The organism is Actinophytocola sp., assembly GCF_045807065.1.
Taxonomy (GTDB): Bacteria; Actinomycetota; Actinomycetes; order Mycobacteriales; family Pseudonocardiaceae; genus Actinophytocola.
Genome location: NZ_JBJMIE010000183.1, coordinates 1 through 16,107, shown reverse-complemented (window position 1 = coordinate 16,107; position 16,107 = coordinate 1). Strand labels below are relative to the sequence as shown.

19 protein-coding genes are annotated in these 16,107 nt (G+C 73.3%); 9 read left to right on the top strand and 10 right to left on the bottom strand.

Annotation, left to right across the window (positions count from 1 at the left end; all coding sequences use genetic code 11):
* On the top strand, window positions 1-1,360 hold a 1,360-nt coding region (locus ACJ73U_RS10690; protein ID WP_407777405.1), incomplete at its 5' end, for a PLP-dependent aminotransferase family protein.
* Window positions 1,361-1,377: 17 nt separating this feature from the next.
* On the opposite strand, the gene ACJ73U_RS10685 is transcribed toward ACJ73U_RS10690, so the two are convergent.
* From ACJ73U_RS10685 to ACJ73U_RS10645, 9 genes are all read right to left on the bottom strand, one after another.
* Window positions 1,378-2,082, bottom strand: coding sequence for a hypothetical protein (locus ACJ73U_RS10685; RefSeq protein WP_407777404.1), 705 nt, complete (start codon window positions 2,080-2,082; stop codon window positions 1,378-1,380).
* A gap of 68 nt (window positions 2,083-2,150) precedes the next feature.
* Entirely contained in the window at window positions 2,151-2,495 is a 345-nt protein-coding gene (locus ACJ73U_RS10680; protein ID WP_407777403.1) for a hypothetical protein, read from the bottom strand.
* 26 nt (window positions 2,496-2,521) lie between these two features.
* Window positions 2,522-2,830 (bottom strand): YbaB/EbfC family nucleoid-associated protein, encoded by a 309-nt coding sequence (locus tag ACJ73U_RS10675; RefSeq protein WP_407777402.1) that lies wholly within the window; start codon window positions 2,828-2,830, stop codon window positions 2,522-2,524.
* Window positions 2,827-3,135 carry a YbaB/EbfC family nucleoid-associated protein gene (locus tag ACJ73U_RS10670; protein WP_407777401.1) on the bottom strand — a complete coding sequence of 103 codons (309 nt, stop codon included), beginning with the start codon at window positions 3,133-3,135 and terminating at the stop codon, window positions 2,827-2,829. The genes ACJ73U_RS10675 and ACJ73U_RS10670 overlap by 4 nt, the downstream gene beginning before the upstream one ends.
* Entirely contained in the window at window positions 3,128-3,565 is a 438-nt protein-coding gene (locus ACJ73U_RS10665) for a hypothetical protein (protein ID WP_407777400.1), read from the bottom strand. Before ACJ73U_RS10665 ends, ACJ73U_RS10670 begins: the two co-directional genes overlap by 8 nt.
* Before the next feature lie 17 nt (window positions 3,566-3,582).
* Window positions 3,583-4,650 carry a hypothetical protein gene (locus tag ACJ73U_RS10660; protein ID WP_407777399.1) on the bottom strand — a complete coding sequence of 356 codons (1,068 nt, stop codon included), beginning with the start codon at window positions 4,648-4,650 and terminating at the stop codon, window positions 3,583-3,585.
* A 35-nt stretch (window positions 4,651-4,685) separates the two neighbouring features.
* Window positions 4,686-5,849: an MAB_1171c family putative transporter gene (locus ACJ73U_RS10655; protein WP_407777398.1), complete on the bottom strand. Its 1,164-nt coding sequence runs from the start codon at window positions 5,847-5,849 to the stop codon at window positions 4,686-4,688.
* Window positions 5,849-6,343, bottom strand: coding sequence for a hypothetical protein (locus ACJ73U_RS10650; protein ID WP_407777397.1), 495 nt, complete (start codon window positions 6,341-6,343; stop codon window positions 5,849-5,851). Before ACJ73U_RS10650 ends, ACJ73U_RS10655 begins: the two co-directional genes overlap by 1 nt.
* Before the next feature lie 31 nt (window positions 6,344-6,374).
* The gene (locus ACJ73U_RS10645; protein ID WP_407777396.1) at window positions 6,375-6,830 is read right to left on the bottom strand and encodes a helix-turn-helix domain-containing protein; all 456 of its coding nucleotides are present in this window, start codon (window positions 6,828-6,830) and stop codon (window positions 6,375-6,377) included.
* Window positions 6,831-6,976: 146 nt separating this feature from the next.
* Here ACJ73U_RS10645 and ACJ73U_RS10640 point away from each other — a divergent pair, with 146 nt between their 5' ends.
* Window positions 6,977-8,734: a BTAD domain-containing putative transcriptional regulator gene (locus ACJ73U_RS10640; RefSeq protein ID WP_407777395.1), complete on the top strand. Its 1,758-nt coding sequence runs from the start codon at window positions 6,977-6,979 to the stop codon at window positions 8,732-8,734.
* On the opposite strand, the gene ACJ73U_RS10635 is transcribed toward ACJ73U_RS10640, so the two are convergent.
* Complete coding sequence (locus ACJ73U_RS10635; protein WP_407777394.1) at window positions 8,706-9,152, bottom strand: hypothetical protein; 447 nt, start codon at window positions 9,150-9,152, stop codon at window positions 8,706-8,708. The genes ACJ73U_RS10640 and ACJ73U_RS10635 overlap by 29 nt on opposite strands.
* A gap of 147 nt (window positions 9,153-9,299) precedes the next feature.
* Here ACJ73U_RS10635 and ACJ73U_RS10630 point away from each other — a divergent pair, with 147 nt between their 5' ends.
* The 7 genes from ACJ73U_RS10630 to ACJ73U_RS10600 form a co-directional block, all read left to right on the top strand.
* Entirely contained in the window at window positions 9,300-9,992 is a 693-nt protein-coding gene (locus ACJ73U_RS10630; protein ID WP_407777393.1) for a response regulator transcription factor, read from the top strand.
* The gene (locus ACJ73U_RS10625; protein WP_407777392.1) at window positions 9,970-11,799 is read left to right on the top strand and encodes a sensor histidine kinase; all 1,830 of its coding nucleotides are present in this window, start codon (window positions 9,970-9,972) and stop codon (window positions 11,797-11,799) included. Before ACJ73U_RS10630 ends, ACJ73U_RS10625 begins: the two co-directional genes overlap by 23 nt.
* A complete protein-coding gene (locus ACJ73U_RS10620; RefSeq protein WP_407777391.1) occupies window positions 11,796-12,398 on the top strand; it encodes a hypothetical protein in 603 nt (200 codons plus the stop codon). The genes ACJ73U_RS10625 and ACJ73U_RS10620 overlap by 4 nt, the downstream gene beginning before the upstream one ends.
* On the top strand, window positions 12,395-13,438 hold the full coding sequence (locus ACJ73U_RS10615) for a peptidoglycan-binding protein (protein ID WP_407777390.1): 1,044 nt from the start codon (window positions 12,395-12,397) through the stop codon (window positions 13,436-13,438). The genes ACJ73U_RS10620 and ACJ73U_RS10615 overlap by 4 nt, the downstream gene beginning before the upstream one ends.
* The gene (locus ACJ73U_RS10610; protein ID WP_407777389.1) at window positions 13,435-14,157 is read left to right on the top strand and encodes an ABC transporter ATP-binding protein; all 723 of its coding nucleotides are present in this window, start codon (window positions 13,435-13,437) and stop codon (window positions 14,155-14,157) included. Before ACJ73U_RS10615 ends, ACJ73U_RS10610 begins: the two co-directional genes overlap by 4 nt.
* Window positions 14,158-14,314: 157 nt before the next feature.
* Window positions 14,315-15,529, top strand: coding sequence for an ABC transporter permease (locus ACJ73U_RS10605; protein ID WP_407777388.1), 1,215 nt, complete (start codon window positions 14,315-14,317; stop codon window positions 15,527-15,529).
* A gap of 116 nt (window positions 15,530-15,645) precedes the next feature.
* A partial coding sequence (locus ACJ73U_RS10600; protein ID WP_407777387.1) for a helix-turn-helix domain-containing protein occupies window positions 15,646-16,107 on the top strand: 462 nt, incomplete at its 3' end.

Here is a 16,107-nt window from a genome sequence, read left to right as displayed (position 1 = left end):
GACGCTCAGCCGCCTGCTCGACGGCTGGGCCACGACCCACGACGACACGCTCTACCTGCGGCTGGCCGAGGCCATGACCGACCTGATCCGCAGCAACACGTTGCCGGACGGCACGATCCTGCCGTCGCAACGCGGCCTCGCCGAGGCGCTCGGCATCGCACGCGGCACGGTGACCAGGGTGTACGAGACGCTGGCCGCCAAGGACCTGATCGAGGCACGCCAGGGCACCGGGTCCCGAATCCGCAGCCGCGGGGTGCTCGGCTCGCTGCCCGGCGACGCGCGGCTGGTCACCTACACCGGCCACCACGGCGCGGAGATCGACCTGACCAGCGGGGCGCTGCCCGGGCTGCCGATCGTCGCCGACGCCTTCCGCGCCATCGACCACGCGCAGCTGGCGGCGGAGGTGGCCACCGACGGCTACCACCCGAAAGGCCTGCAGCGCCTGCGTGAGGCGGTCGCCGACCGGTACACGCGCGGTGGTCTGGCCACCGGTCCGGACGAGGTCCTGATCACCTCGGGTGCCCAGCACGCCGTCTGGCTCATCGCGCACGCGCTCGTCAGCCGCGGCGACGACGTGGCCGTCGAGGAGCCCAGCTATCGCGGCGCGCTGGAGGCGTTCCGGCACGCCGGCGCGCAACTGGTCAGCATCCCGGTCCGCGAGGACGGTCTGGACCTCGACTACCTGCGCCGGCGGTTCGAGCACCGCCCGCCGCGCCTGCTGTACTGCCAGCCGGGCGTGCACAACCCGACGGGGATTGCCCTTTCCTCGGCTCGGCACCGACAGCTGGCCGACCTCGCCGCCCGCTTCGGCGTCCCGGTCGTCGACGACACCTCCTTCGCCGACCTGGCCCTCGATCCCGAGAACGCGCTCCCGCCACTTCCCGGCGCGCTGCTGGTGGGCACGGCGTCGAAGCTGTTCTGGGGCGGGTTGCGGGTCGGGTGGGTGCGCGCCGCGCCGGAGCTGCTGGCGCGCCTCGTCGGCCTGCGCCGGGCCGCGGACCTCGCCACGCCCGTCGCCGACCAGCTGGTCGCCGCCGATCTGCTGGACCGCAGCGAGGAGGCCCGCGCCCGGCGCGCGGCGGAGTTGCGTGCCTGCCTGGACGAGACCGAGGCGATCCTGACCGAGCGCTGCCCGAAGTGGTCCTGGCAGCGCCCGGCCGGCGGCACCGGCCTGTGGATCGACACCGGCGCCAACGCGGTGACGCTGGTCGAGCACGCGCGCCGCAACGGTGTGCGGCTGGTGGCCGGACCGGCCTTCTCGGCGTTCAACGGTTTCGCCCAGCACGTGCGGATCCCGTTCTGGCACCCCCCGGCGACCCTCGCCGAGGCACTGGACCGCATCGACACCGACGCGGGCTGACCCCGGCACGGGGAGGGTCAGCCCCGGCCATTGTTCGGGTCGTAGGGGTGGGTGGTGTTGTCCGGCCTCTGCTTGACCTGCCAGCTGGAACCCTCCGCGAAGCTCGTCGGCACGGCGGGCGGCGCGACGAAGTCGCTGCCGAACGTGTCGAACGCGAGCGCCGTCTTGATCGAGTCGCCGAACAGCTTGACCGCCCCGGCGATCAGGCCCGCGATCTGCCGGACGAAGTCCTCCAGCGTGGAGATGATCTTGTTCACCTCCGCGCCCGCGGTGATGAGGTCCACGCCGGGGATGGCCATGCTCGCCGCGAAGAGGAAGTTGGTGACGTTCAGGCCGGTCAGGTCCGCGGCGATGTTCCCGATGGTGGTGAGCATCTGCGAGTAGGTGTCGTAGATGATCTTGGCGCAGTTACCCAGCCCGGTGGACATCGAGTCCATGGCCTTGCCGTCCGTGGTCAGCGTGGTCACGGTCGCCGTCGCGTACTTCTGGTACGCGTCGTAGGCGCTGCCCTCCCAGTAGCTGGCGAGGTTGGTCGCCGCGCCGGTGATGTCGGTGGCGAGGTCGCCGAGCTTCTTGGCGTCGGACCCGCTGGGCTTCTTCGCGGCCCAGTTCTCGCCCAGCTCGACGATCCGGGGCACGTTCCCGTAGATCTGGTGCTGGACCACCTCGAGCTGGTGGATCACGTCGTCCATCTGGAGGAAGCCGGCGATGTCCCTGAGCATGGTGGCGGCGTGCTCAGGCCATTCCGGTTTCGTGTATTCCCTGGCCTTCGGCGGCACGGTGCTGCCTTTCAGTCGTGTGGTTGGGAGACGCCGTACAGGTTCGCCTCCGTGTAGCCGAACTGCTCGTAGTACGCCTGCTCCTGGGCCTCGTACTTCTTGGCCACCAGGTCGAGGTTGGTGCTCGCGTCCTGGAAGATGGTGGCGCCGGCGGACAGTTCCCGCTGCACCTCCGCGACCGCCCCGTTGTACAGGTCGATGATCCCGGTCTGGCGGCCGATCAGACCCATGTCCCCTTCGGCCAGCCGCCAGCCGTCCAGGTCCTTGTTCAGGTCGGCCCACGTGTGGGCCGCCTCGTCGAACGGTTGCTGGGCGCCCCGCAACGCCTGCGGCACGACCTTGTACCCGTCACCCACGAGAATGTCCTTTCCTCACAACGAGATCACAACGAGATGTGCCGCTTCGCCGCGGCGATCCGGTCCTGCAGGTCGCGTGCGGCCGCCGCGTCGGCCTGCGCGATCGCGCGGCAGACCTGCTCGCCGAGCACGTGGCCCCTGGTGGTGCGCAACGCCCGCGGATCGAGGTCGACGGACAGCAGCTGCCCGGCGCCGTCCACGACGACGGTGCCCGCGCCGCCGGGGATCGGGAACCGCGTCTCGGCCCGCCGCGCCGTGCTCACCGTCTCCTCGACGCGTGCCACGTTCGCCTCGATCTCCCGGACGAGGGCGTACAGGCGGTCGTCCCGGTTCACCGTCCCCCACCCACGATCAGTTCCTTGGCCCGTTGCGCCGCGAGCAGCCGCGCCGCCCCGACGGCCTCGGTGATCGCCGGCCCCACCAGGCCGGGATGCCCGCGCCGCAGCACGCGGTCCTCGATGCGCAGGTCGAGCACGTGACCGGTGCCGTCGACGGTCGCGGTGACGTCCACCTGCGTGGCGCGTGCGGTGTGCCGCTCGGCGCGCTGGATCTCGTACACCGCCGCGAACCGTTGCCGCAGCTCCTCGGCGTGCGCGGCGCCCTCCCGCAGCTGACGTTCGTCGAGTAGGTGGTCAGACATGGCTTTGCCCTCCTCGGTCGGGGGTCGGTGACAGCAGCGCGAAGACCAGCGCCGCGAGCGCGGGGAGGCCGGCGCAGTAGACGATGAAGAGCGTGGTGTCCACGTCGCCGTCGACCGTCGCGTTCTCGGTGACGCGGAGCGCCAGGCAGACGAGTCCCGCGGCGGCGCCGGTGACGACCAGCGGGCGGCCCAGCGGTTTGCGGCGGAACAGGGCGACCGCGCCGACGACCGACAGCACCAGCTGCGCGCCGGCGGCCACCGCGAGACCGCCGCCGAGCACGCTCTGCCACGCGGGCGCGTGGTCCCTGGTGAGGATGACCACCTGGTAGGCGCCGCCGAGCAGGAACAGGACGGCGAACAGCCCGCCGACGAGTGCGGTCACGCCCGCGGTGATCGTCGTGCCGGCCAGGCGGGGTGGGTTGGCGTACAAGGGGTTCACTCCTCGGTTCACTCGGATGCCATGGCCAGCCGGGCGGTCGGCGGTGGTTCGGACCACTCGACGGGGTGGGGCCGGCCGTCGCCGGCGTCGTAGGTGCCGGCCGGGTGGACGAGCAGGGTCGCGGTCCGCGTCGACAAGGGCACGTCGAAGACGAAGGCGCCGTGGCCGCCGACGTCCTCGACCCGCGTCGGCGCGGCCTCGCCGTCCGCCGTGCGCACGGCCACGCTTCTGGCGAGGTCCCACGTGAAGTTCAGCAGGTCGGTGCAGGCGGCCAGGTCGGCGATGTTGCGGGGGTCGGCGGGTACCGTTATCGGCGCCACGATCGACGAGTACGAGATCGCGAGCCAGCCCCGTCCCGGCTTGGCCCAGCCCAGTTCCGGTGTCCACGGCTCCACCGCCGACTCGGTCGGGAAGAAGAGGGCCGTCAGGTTGGTCTGGCGCCGGCAACCGCCCGACGTGGTCTTGCCGATCTCGTGGTAGTCGTCGTCCGGCCAGCTCAGGGTCACCCGCGGGTAGTAGCCCGGGATCGCGTCGCGGCCCCGTTCTCCGGTGCGCAGGTCCAGCGACTGGGTGCGTCCCTCGTCGGTGATCCGCAGGGTGGCGGTATGTCCTTTTCGGACACTCACGGTGAGCCCGCCCGCCGCCACCTTGCCGGCGTCGATCCGGTGGGCCCGGCCGTCGACCACGACCTCTGCCCCGACGTCCTCGGTCGGCGCGGAGGCCGTCGTCGCGAGGACGGGGGAGAGCCGGAGGAGCTCGTACCCGTCCGCGGCGCGGTAGTCGATGCCCGCGGTGGTGGTGATCTCCAGTGAGGTGAAGCCGACGGTGAAGTGCGGGCCGGTCAGCCGGGCACGTGCCGAGTCGAGCTGCCTGCCCCCGGCGGGGGTGGCGAGGATGTCCGAGGCGACGAAGTCGGCCGGCTTCGCGGGGAGCGTCGGGCCGGTACCGCTGTCCAGCATCCGCGCGGCCAGCACCGGAACGAGGCCGAGGAACACCGCGACCGCCGCCCCCAGGCCCAGCCACAGCGGCCAGCGGCGGCGGACGGGCGGCGTCCACTGCTGGTGTCGGTCGACCATGCCCGGGACGGTAGGGACGGGCGATTACATCCCGCCTACACCGGCCCGGGGCCGGTGTAGGCGGCCACGATCGGGGACGTGGTGAACGCGTGCGCGACCCGCCGCAGCCACGCCACCTCCTCGGTGAGGCTCACACCTCCCGGCGCCGTCCCGACCACACCGCCCGGTTCGGCGGGTACGCTGCCGCGCGTCTTCGCCGCGATCCCGGCCGCGATGGCCGCGGCCTCGGCGGTGGCCTGAACGTCCTCGGTGGACAGTCCGGCGCGTGTCGCGAGGTCTTCCGCGTTCGCCGGGACGTCGGCGCCGACGTAGGGGCGCAGGGCCAGCTGCGCGTCCCGGATCTCGATGACCTGGCGGTAGAGCAGCAATCCGACGTCCCGGGGCCACCGCCGAGCCGCCCGGTCGGGGGGCAGCAACGCGAACCCCGGTTCCACGTCGCGCAGTGCCAGCCACAGCGGGCGCAGGCGCCGGTAGGAGCGGTAGTCGACGAACCAGCGCACCCGGTCGCCGAGCGCGGGGCCCCACGACGGGAGCCCGACCCCGGCCAGGAGCAGTGCCTGGGTCAGGAGTTCGAGGTCCCCGGCGGCCGCGTCGACCGCGGCGGCGTCGACCGCGCCGGTCCGTTCGCCGACGAGGAGCACGCTCTGCACGGCCAGGAACGCCAGCCCGGACCAGGTGCCCGCGACGAGGAGCCACAACCCGGCACGCAGGTACGGCAGGTCGGTGCGCCGCGCGTACCGGACGCAGAGCGAACAGGTCGAGACCATGGTGATGCCGACGTACCAGATGTAGACGGCGAAGTAGAGCGGGGTGTGCTGGTCCGCCTTCGGTGGCACCGCGAGGAACAGGAGCGCCGCGGCGCCGAGCGCGGCCGCGAGACCGGCGTAGCGGCGCGGGGACCTGGCGCGCGCCTCGGGCCCGTCGTGGTTGACGTACAACAGGAAGAGCCGCCCCGTGCAGGCCGCGACCATCGCGCCGGCGTCGCTCAGGGCGGCGCCGAGCCGCGGCACCCCGCTGCCGCGGTCGATCGCGTCGGAGAAGATCTGCGCGACCGTCGCCGCGAGCATCCCGGCGAGGAACACGCAGACCACGCGGCGCAGCGGGTCGCGGGGGTGGTGGGCCAGTCCGTAGAGCCGTTGGGTGAGCCCGACCAGCAGCACGACGGCGACCAGCACGTAGGGCAGCGACGGCGTCGTCATCACATGCTGGCTTCGAGGCGCCCCAGACCGTCGCCCGCCGGTCGGCCCGGCACGCGGTCCCGCCGGTGCGCCGCCCGCAGGATCATCGACGCGAGCAGCTCCGCCTCCTGTTCCTCCTCGGTGGAACAGGACGAGCGGCCCAGCACCCGCGCCACGACGGTGGGGTCGAGCGTGGGGAACAGCCGTCCCGCGCGGTCGGCGTCGAGGGCGTCCCCACCGGTGTGCCCGCAGAGCAGGTGGCTGACCTCGTGCAGGATGATGTGTTCGCGGTGCAGTGGGCTCGTCGCCCGCTCGTACACGATGTAGTCCGCGTTCCGCGTGCTGACGCAGAAGCCGTGCGGGCCGCCGGCGGGTAGGTCGTGGCCGAGCAGGGTGAGCGGCCGGCCGCGGCGGCGGCCGACACCGGCGCAGAAGGCGGCCACGTCGAAGGGCCTCGGGATGTCGAGGTCGGCCAGCCGCGCCGCGCACCGGGCCGTCAGCGCCGAGAAGTCCACGGGCGCCAGTGTGCCATCTCTCCCTGTGATGTCATTGTGATTCACGGTGAAGTCGCTGTTCCTCGTACGAGGACAGGCCCTCCAGCTCACGGACGCGCGAGATCATGTCGGTGATGGTGTCCAGGCTCCTGGCCGACAGCCCGGAGGCCCGCAGCGCCACGTCGCGCACCCCCGCGTCCCGCATCGCCGTCAGCAGGGCCAGTTCGGCCTCCACCTGCTCGGTCGTGGCGTCGTCGAAGAAGTACGCGGGCGGCACCCCGAAGAACTTCGCGAGGGCGTTGAGGTGCTTGAAGGTCGGGTTGTCGCGCTGGCCGGTCCGCAGGTACCACAGGTAGGACGCGGAGAGCGAGACGTTCTGGTCGCGGGCGATAGCGGTGGAGACCTCCTCGTTGGAGTACTCGCGCTGGTTCGCCTTGCGGACGGTGCGGAAGAGGTGGTCGAGCTTCTCCGCGAGCGTGCGCTGGGACTGCTCGCTCTCCGCGGTCATCCTCACCTCGTTGACTGTCGTGGTTCCGCACGGCCAAATCCTTCACACATGTTGACAGCTGACCCTCCCCGGCGTCTACTCTCTCACTCAGGTGAAGACCTGAAGAGGTTTTTTCACCAGAGTGAAACCTGGGGGAGGGAAAGCTCGTGGTTCCTGCGCGACCCGAGGTCGTCGTGTTGGGCACGGTCGGCGTCCGCTGCGGCGGCACACTGCACCGGCCCTCCTCCGGGTTGTCGCGGGCCCTGCTCGCGCTGCTCGCCGAGGCCGGTTCGCCGGGGGTGGCCGAGGCCCGGCTCGAGGATGTCGTCTGGGGTGAGCGGATCTCCCGGTCGACGGTCACGGTCGCGATGCACAGGCTGCGTCGCTGGCTGCGGACCGCGACGGGGGACGCGCTCGACATCCGCCGGACCTCGGTCGGCTACGGCCTGGTGCCGGACGACGTGGTCACCGACGTGGCGCGGTTCCGCGTGCTCGTCAGGGCCGCCGAGTCGCTGGCGCCGCGGGAACGTGCGCGAGCACTCGGCGAGGCCCTGTCCCTGTGGCAGGGCCTCGCTCTCGCCGACGTCCCCGCCGACCGTGCCGACCCGGCGGTGCTCGCGCGCCTGGCACGCGAGCAGCTCGCCGCGACCTTCGCCCGGGGTGAGGCCCTGCTCGCGTCGGGCGAACCGGCCGCCGCCGCGCGGGTCCTGGAGGCCCTGGCCGAACGGCACCCGTACGACGAGCCCGTGCACGCGGCGTTGGTCGACGCCCTGGTCCAGGCCGGCCGGCGGACCGAGGCGATCACGGCGTTCCACACGGTCCGCGTCCGCCTGCGCGAGGAGTTCGGTGTCGACCCTGGTCGGGAGCTGGAAGGCGCGCTGGCCCGCACGCTGCGGTCCGACGAGCACCCGTCCCGGCCCGTGTCGCCGGCGGAGCTGCCGCTCGACGTCGCCGGGTTCACCGGCCGGGGCCACGAACTGGCGGCGCTCACCGCGGCCGCGCGCGACCACCGCGCCGTGGTGGTCGTGGGCATGGGCGGCGTCGGCAAGACCCACCTCGCCCTGCACTGGGCACACCGCGCCGCGGCCCGGTTCCCCGACGGCCAGCTGTACGCCGACCTGCGTGGCTACGCCGAGGAGGCGCCGACCGAACCGGCCGAGGTGCTGCGCCGGTTCCTGCGTGCGCTGGGCACGCCGGACGACCGGATCCCGGCCGGTGCGGATGCCGCCGCCGCGCTGTACCGGTCGCTGCTGCACACCAGGCGCGTGCTGGTCGTGCTGGACAACGCCGCCGACGCGCACCAGGTCCGGCCGTTGCTGCCCGGTGCGCCGGGCTGCCGGACGATCGTCACCGGCCGCGGCGGTCTCGACGGTCTCGCCGCCGTCGACGGCGCTGCCCGGGTGCGGTTGGACGTGCTCGCGGAGGCCGACGCGGTGCGGCTCCTGCGGGGGTCGCTCGGGGTGCGGGCGGACGCCGAGCCGGCGGCGGTCCGGGCACTCGCCGGGGCGTGCGGGTTCCTGCCGCTCGCGCTGCGGGTCGCGGCGTTGCGGTTCAGCACGTCCGGAACGCCGTCGCTCGCCACCTACACGAGGAGGCTGCGGCAGAACGGCAGCCTCGCCGAACTGGTGATCGACGGCGACCCGCGGGCGAACGTCGGCGCCTGCCTCGCGTACTCCTACCGCCGGCTGCCCCGGCGCACCCAGGAGGTGCTGCGGCTGCTCGGCACGGTGCCCGGTGCGGAGCTGACCGCGGAGAAGGCCGCGGCGCTGGCGGGGACCACCCATGCCGTGGCACAGCAGGAGATCGACCGGCTGGTCGCCGCGCAGCTGCTCACCCCGCGCATCGCCGGCCGCTACACCGTGCCCGAGCTGGTCCGGGAGTACGCGCGTGCCGCCGTCAGCGATCGGCGGGCGGCGGTGGGCTGAGCGCGGCCCGCAGCTGTTCCAACGCGGCGACGAGGGTCGCGGACACGATCGTGGTGACCAGCGACCACAGGAAGTGCCCCAGGTTGTGGCCGATCCCGTCGACCACGGTGAACACGAGGTTGCCGCCCGCGACGACGAGGACGAACCGCAGGACGGCCGACGCGAACCGCACGCCGGACGGGTCGCGCCGGCGCAGCCGCAGCGCTCCCACGACCGTGATCGCGCCGAACACGACGCCGATCAGGGCCATCAGCAGGTCGGGCGTCCGCATGCTCGGGTCGGTGGTGGTGGCCGACGCGATGGCCGCGTAGACCCCGAACCCGACGAACAGCACACCGAGCGTGCCGCAGCCGATCCACGCGATCCGGGTGGCCCGCCGCGACCGGGACTCGTCAGGGGGTGGGGGAGGAGCCGTCATGCCCCGGATGATCTCGACCGGCGGTTGCCGCCCGCCTACCGCGACCGGCCGCGCGGTAGCCGTTCGGTAGGTGGCCGCGGGCACGGATCCGTGCCCGCCGGCACATCGTGCTGGCGCGGCGAGCGCCGCTGCTGGTAGGAAACGCGCGTGTGTGCTTATGTCCTGGTGGCCGAGGACGACCCGAAGCAGGCCGAGCTGGTGCGCCGGTACCTGTGCCGGGAGGAGCACACCGTGCGCGTGGTCGCCGACGGGCGATCGGCCATCGACGAGGTGCGCCGCGACCGGCCCGACCTGCTGGTGCTGGACGTGATGATGCCCGGCGTCGACGGGATGGACGTGTGCCGCGTGCTGCGGCGCGAGTTCGACCTGCCCGTGCTGATGGTGACCGCGCGGGCCGGCGCCGACGACAAGCTGCTCGGGTTCGACCTCGGCGCGGACGACTACCTGACCAAGCCCTACGACCCGCGTGAGCTGATGGCCAGGGTGCGCTCGTTGCTGCGGCGGGCGGCGCGCCCGGCGACCGCCTCGCTGCGGATCGGGAACCTGGTGCTCGACCCGGTGCGGCACGAGGTGCGGGTCGGGGAGCGACCGGTGCCGTGCACGCCCGCGGAGTTCCGCCTCCTGGCCACGCTGGTCGCCGCGCCGGACCAGGTGTTCAGCCGCGGCCAGCTCGTCGAGCAGGCGTACGGGCTGGACGGCCACATCACCGAGCGGACCATCGACGTGCACGTCATGAACCTGCGCAGGAAGATCGAGCACGACCCGCGCGACCCCGAGTACCTGCGCACGGTGTACGGCGTCGGCTACAAGATCACCGATGGCCGCCGGCGTGAGGGCTGAGCGCCGCTGGCCGCACGGCCTGCGGTCGCGGCTGCTCGCCGGGACGGTGCTGGTGGCCATGTGCTCGATCGGGGCGACCGCCTGGCTGTCCGTGCAGAGCACCACCGGCACGATCCAGGCCGAGCAGGGCCAGAGCCGGGCGAGCGTCGCCCGCATCTACGACGGCGTGCTCGCCTACGCCGCCACCCACCCGAGTTGGGACGGCGTCGCGCCGGTGCTCGCGGACCTGAGCCGCGCCACCGGCCTGCGGATCGGGCTCACCACCGGCAACCGCGTGCCGATCGCCGGTGCGTTCGGGCCGGACGACCCGCCACTGCCGGCCAAACCGGCCGCGGTGGCCGACCCGCTGGCGGTCGACGTCACGCTGGACCCGCACGCCCCGGACGACCGGATCGACGCCCGCGCGGTCGGTCCGTTCCGGCTGCTGCCCGAGGAGCGGGCGTTCGTGCGGGAGCAGGCCGACGCGACGGCGAAGTGCCTTCGGGCCGAGGGGGTCGCCGCGACAGTGGTCGAGTCGGCGAGCGGTCGGTCGTTCGTGCGTTCCGCCGGTCGCGGGGCCGACTGCGACAGCGTCGGAGTCACCGAGAACTCGCTGGTGTCGAAGGAGACCGTCACCGAACAGCAGACGATGCTGATCCTCAACGACTACCTGGGTAACTGCCTCAAGGATCGGGCCATGAACGGGTTCGAGGCCCGGCTCACCGGCTCCGGCGCCTTCGTGCCCGTCGGCCAGCGCGTCGACCGGCAGGTCTTCTTCGAATGCCTGAGCTGGAGCCGGCGGCTGCTGCTGACCCCCTACGTCACGCCCGCGGCGCTGCTGTTCGTCAGCGCGCCGGCGGAACCGGCGGTGGTCGGCCTGCCCGCGGCGGGCGGGGTGCGGCTGGTGACCGCCGCCGCGATCGTGCTGGTGCTCACCGTCGGGGTCAGCATGGTGCTCGCCGGCCGTGTGCTGCGGCCGCTGCGTGCGCTGACCGCGGCGACCAAGCGGATGCGGTCCGGCGACCACTCGGCGCGGGCCGAGGTGCGGGCGCGGTGGGAGGTCGCCGAGCTGGCCGCGGCGTTCAACCAGATGTCCGAGCACCTCGCGCGGGTCGAGCGGCAGCGCACGGACCTGGTGAACGACGTCTCCCACGAACTGCGCACCCCGCTCGGCAACATCCGGGGCTGGCTGGTGGCCGCCCAGGACGGCGTGGCCGACCTGGACCCGGAGCTGGTCGAGTCGCTGCTGGAGGAGACCCTCGTGCTCCAGCACCTGGTCGACGACCTGCAGGACCTGGCGGCGGCCGACGCGGGGGAGCTGCGGTTGCGGCCCGAGGACGTCGACGCCGGCGAGCTGCTCACCCAGGTCGCCGGCACGGCCACCGCCACCGTCGCCGTGGAGACCGACGGTGACCTGCGCCTGCGGGCCGACCCGGTGCGGCTGCGCCAGGCGGTGGGCAACCTGCTCACCAACGCCGTCCGCCACACCCCGCCGGACGGCCGGATCACCCTGCGCGGCCGGCGCGCGGGGGACGAGGTCGTGCTCGAGGTCAGCGACACCGGCAGCGGCATCGCGCCGGCGGACCTGCCGCACGTGTTCAACCGGTTCTGGCGGGCGGACCGCTCCCGCAGCCGCGCCACCGGCGGGCGCGGCCTCGGGTTGGCCATCGCCCGGCAGCTGGTCGAGGCGCACGGTGGCACGGTGGCGGTGGCGAGCACACCCGGCGCCGGGACGACGTTCACCGTGCGCCTGCCCGCGAACTGTGAAGAAACCCGAACAGGTTCAGAAGAGGATCTTCACACCCGCCGGCCATCCTCGTCGGCATGAACCCACTCGTGCGCGCCGCCGGGCTCGCCCTCCTGGCCGGCCTGGCCGTCCTGCCCGTCCTGGCCGGCTGCTCGACGCCGCCCGCGCCGGAGCACCACGTGGCGACACTGGAGACCACGGGATCGACCCCGACGACCACGGCGGTGTCCAGCGCGACGCCGCCCGCGAGCCGCCCGAGGGAGCGGCTGGACATGACCTCCGAGGAGATCGACGAGCTGTTCCAGGCCTACAACCAGTGCCTTGGCGAGCACGGCTTCCGCAAGAACAAGCCCATCGGCGGCGACGGTGACAGCGCCGCACCCGCGCAGGGAGAGGCGCCCAGCGCCGGGGACGAGGCCGCCGCGGAGGCCGCCTGCCTCGGCTCGAAACCGTTGCCGCCCTGGGAGTACGACACCGCGAACCCCGAGTCCGCCGACTTCGTGCACCGGGTCGTGCTGTGCCTGCGCGCCAAGGGGGTGCGCTACGTCGAGGAGTCGCCCGCCACCCCCGGCGACGACCGGCGCGGGATCGAGTTCGGCGGCCCGAACAACGACTCGGAGTCGATCTCGAAGGGCCTCAACCTCGTCGGCTCCTGTGAGAAGGAGTCCGCGCACAAGTGAAGCGGTGGCTGCTCCCCGTGCTGGCCGCCGTGCTCGTCGTGGGTGCCGCGGGGGTGTTCGCGTACAGCCGGCTCGCCGAACCGGCGCCCGACCCCGGCCCGGTCCACCCGGCCGCGGCGGACACCGTGGCGGTGACGCGGACGGACCTCGTCACGTCCGTCACGGTCGGCGGCACGCTCGGCTTCGGCACGGCGACGACGTTCACCGGCCGCAAGCCCGGCACGGTGACCTGGCTGCCCGCGGTCGGCACGGTCGTCCAGCGGGGCGAGAAGCTGTACGCGGTGGACGCGCAGCCGGTGCCGCTGCTGTTCGGCGAGACCCCCCTGTACCGCGGGCTGGAACTCGGCATGCCGCCCGGCCCGGACGTGGCCGAGCTGATCGGCAACCTGCGTGCGCTCGGCTACCGCGACCCCGGTCGGGGCGAGGCGTTCACCGTGGACACGCAGAACGCGCTGAAGCGCTGGCAGAAGCGCAACGGCATGCCGGAGTCCGGTGCCCTGGACGTCGGCGACGTGGTCATGCTGCCCGGCACCGTCCGGATCGACTCGGTGACCGCGCAGCCGGGCGCGCCGGCCGCGGCGGAACTGTTCGCGTACACGTCGACGGTGAAGACGGTGTCGGCGCGCCTGGACCCGCAGCAGATCGACGTCGCGGTCGTCAAGCCGGGCAACAAGGTCACGCTGACACTGCCCGACGGCACCGCGACCGCGGGCACGGTCGGCGCGATCGTCACGCAGCCGGACTCCTCGGGCGGCCAGCCCTCGCAGATCGCGAACATCGCGGTCGACGACCAGAACGCGGTCGCCGCGGTCGACTCCGGTCCGGTCGGGGTGCGGGTGGTCACCGAGACCCACAAGGGTGTGCTGGCCGTGCCGGTCACCGCGCTGCTGGCGCTCGGCGAGGGCGGGTACGCGCTGCAGGTCGTCTCCGGCGGGCGGACGCGGCTGCTCGGGGTGGCCACGGGGATGTTCGCCGGGGACCTCGTGGAGGTCAGCGGCGACGGGCTGACCGAGGGCCTGCGGGTGGTGCGTGCGTCATGACGGCACCCGCGCCACCCATGTCACCCGTCCCACCCGTGCTGGCCGTGCGCAACGTCAGCAAGGCCTACCCCGGCGGGGTCCGCGCGCTCGACGACGTCTCGCTCCTGGTGGCACGCGGCGAGTTGCTGGCGATCGTCGGCCCGTCCGGCTCGGGCAAGTCGACCCTGCTGCACCTGATGGGCACGCTGGACCGGCCGACGAGCGGGACGGTCGAGGTCGACGGCCAGGACGTGTCAGGGCTGCCGGACCGGCGGCTGTCGGCGTTGCGTGCCCGCCGGATCGGGTTGGTGTTCCAGCAGTTCCACCTCAGCGACGGCCTGACGGCGGCGGAGAACGTGGCCACGGGGTTGCTGTACGCCGGGGTGCGCCGCCGCGACCGGCGCCCGCGCGCGGTGGCCGCGCTCGAACGGGTCGGGCTGGGGGAGCGGACCGAGCACCGGCCGGCCCAGCTGTCCGGCGGGGAGCGGCAGCGGGTCGCCATCGCACGGGCACTCGTCAACGAGCCGGCGATCGTGCTGGCGGACGAGCCGACCGGCGCGCTCGACACCGCCACCGGCCGGACCGTGCTCGCGCTGCTGACGGAGTTGAACCGGGCGGGCACCACCATCGCCGTGATCACCCACGACCGCGACATCGCCGCCGCCCTGCCCCGCCGCGTCGAGCTGCGCGACGGCCGCATCCGCACTGATTCCCGTTCCCTGCAAGGAGTTCTCGGATGACCGGCACCACGCCCCCGCGTTTGGGTTCCGGGCCGAGCGGCGTGCGGGTTCGGCTGCCGGGTCGTGAGACGACCGGCACCTCGGTTCTGCTGCCGGGACTTCGGGCGAGCGGTGCGCCGGCTTCGTGCCCGCTTCCGTGCGGGCGGGTGGTGTCCGAATGAGCGACGCCACGACCCGGCCCGTTCGGCTCAGCCTCGTGGACCTGGTCGGGCTCGGACTGGTCGGGCCACGGACCCGGCCGTTGCGTGCCGTTCTCGCCGCGCTGGGCATCGCGATCGGGATCGCGACGATGGTGGTCGTGGTGGGGATCCCGGCGTCCAGCCAGCGGGCGCTCGACCACCAGCTGTCCGCGCTGGGCACCAACCTGCTGCGTGCGCAGGCCGTCTACGACCAGCGGACCCAGACACTTCCCCCCGTGCCCGAGGATGCCGCCGCGATGGCGGCACGCATCGGCCCCGTCCAGCGCACCAGCGCGGTCGCCAACACCCACGCGAAGGTCTGGCGCTCCGACCGCATCCCCGCCGAGCAGCCCTCGGGGCTGACCGTGCTCGCCGCGCGGGCCGACCTGCTGCCGGCCGTCGGCGCGCGGCTCGCCGCCGGCCACTACCTCACCGCCGGCACCTCGGCACTGCCCGTCGCGGTGCTCGGCGACAAGGCCGCGACCCGCCTCGGCATCACCGAACTGCGCCGCGGCGAGCCGGCACCCACGATCTGGCTCGGCGACCGGTGGTTCACCGTCATCGGCGTGCTGGCGCCGGTCCCGCTGGCGCCGGACCTGGAACGCTCCGTGCTCGTCGGCTGGTCCGCGGCCCGCACCTGGCTCGGCTTCGACGGCCACCCCACCGTGGTTTACGTGCGTGCACAGGAGTCCCAGCTGGAGGCCGTCCGCGAGGTGCTCGCCGCGACGGTGTTCGCGGAGAACCCCGGCCGCATCGTCGTCAGCCGCCCCTCCGACGCCCTGGCCGCCAAGCGGATCGCCGAGACCACGTTCTCGGGGCTGTTCCTCGGACTGGCCGGCGTGGCGCTGCTGGTCGGCGGCGTCGGCGTGGCGAACACGATGGTGATCTCGGCGCTGGAACGCAAACGCGAGATCGGCCTGCGGCGGGCACTAGGTGCGACGAGGGGACAGGTCCGCGTCCAGTTCCTGACCGAGTCGGTCGTGCTGTGCCTGCTCGGCGGCTTGTTCGGGGTGACGGCCGGCGTGCTCGGTGCGGCGAGCTATGCCGCGTCCCGCGACTGGCCCGCCACGGTGCCACCGGTCGCCGCGCTCGGTGGAGTCGGCTCGGCACTGGTCATCGGCGTGCTCGCGGGCCTGTACCCGGCCATCCGCGCCGCCCGGTTGACCCCCACCGAGGCACTGGCCGCCCCATGACTTTCCACCGGGGAAGGCTTTCTACTGGGGAAAGAGAGAAGGTGACGTGCGTCGATGGGGTGGACTTGGCGCGCCGAGTGCTGGTTTTCGAGGATGTCCGGCCTAGCGTGACGCACATGGGCAATCGTTACGAGTCGGCCGCTTACCGAGAACTGGGCGGAATGCTGCGCGAGGTACGTGAGAAGGCCGGCCTGAGCGCGACAGAACTGGCACACAAACTGGGCTGGTCGACCACGACGCTCTCCCGCATCGAGAACGGCCGCCGACCCTCGACCACCACGGACGTCATCCCGTTGATCGACGGCCGGCCGGTCCCGGCCGCCCGCACCGACCCCGCGCGCCTCCAGTCCGGCGAACTGGTCTACACCGGGATCCGCCGGACGCCGGTCTGCGCACTCCTGGGCGACTTGGGGGCCGCCGAGTTCTTCGCCACGACGCACGACGTTTACCTGATTCTGGGCATGACCCCGGCCGACCCGGCCGACCGCGACACCGCCGACGGCCGGCCGGCGACGCTGGAGTGCGCCCACGCCCGCTTGGCCCGCATGGTCTGCGGCGACGCCGAGAGCGTCTCCCCG

Coding starts and splice junctions, on each gene's coding strand:
- ACJ73U_RS10670 (WP_407777401.1), bottom strand. CDS start 3,135: ATGTCTGACCACCTACTCGACGAACGTCAGCTGCGGGAGGGCGCCGCG.
- ACJ73U_RS10655 (WP_407777398.1), bottom strand. CDS start 5,849: ATGACGACGCCGTCGCTGCCCTACGTGCTGGTCGCCGTCGTGCTGCTG.
- ACJ73U_RS10625 (WP_407777392.1), top strand. CDS start 9,970: ATGGCCGCCGGCGTGAGGGCTGAGCGCCGCTGGCCGCACGGCCTGCGG.
- ACJ73U_RS10660 (WP_407777399.1), bottom strand. CDS start 4,650: ATGGTCGACCGACACCAGCAGTGGACGCCGCCCGTCCGCCGCCGCTGG.
- ACJ73U_RS10685 (WP_407777404.1), bottom strand. CDS start 2,082: ATGCTCAGGGACATCGCCGGCTTCCTCCAGATGGACGACGTGATCCAC.
- ACJ73U_RS10620 (WP_407777391.1), top strand. CDS start 11,796: ATGAACCCACTCGTGCGCGCCGCCGGGCTCGCCCTCCTGGCCGGCCTG.
- ACJ73U_RS10645 (WP_407777396.1), bottom strand. CDS start 6,830: ATGACCGCGGAGAGCGAGCAGTCCCAGCGCACGCTCGCGGAGAAGCTC.
- ACJ73U_RS10610 (WP_407777389.1), top strand. CDS start 13,435: ATGACGGCACCCGCGCCACCCATGTCACCCGTCCCACCCGTGCTGGCC.
- ACJ73U_RS10605 (WP_407777388.1), top strand. CDS start 14,315: ATGAGCGACGCCACGACCCGGCCCGTTCGGCTCAGCCTCGTGGACCTG.
- ACJ73U_RS10635 (WP_407777394.1), bottom strand. CDS start 9,152: ATGACGGCTCCTCCCCCACCCCCTGACGAGTCCCGGTCGCGGCGGGCC.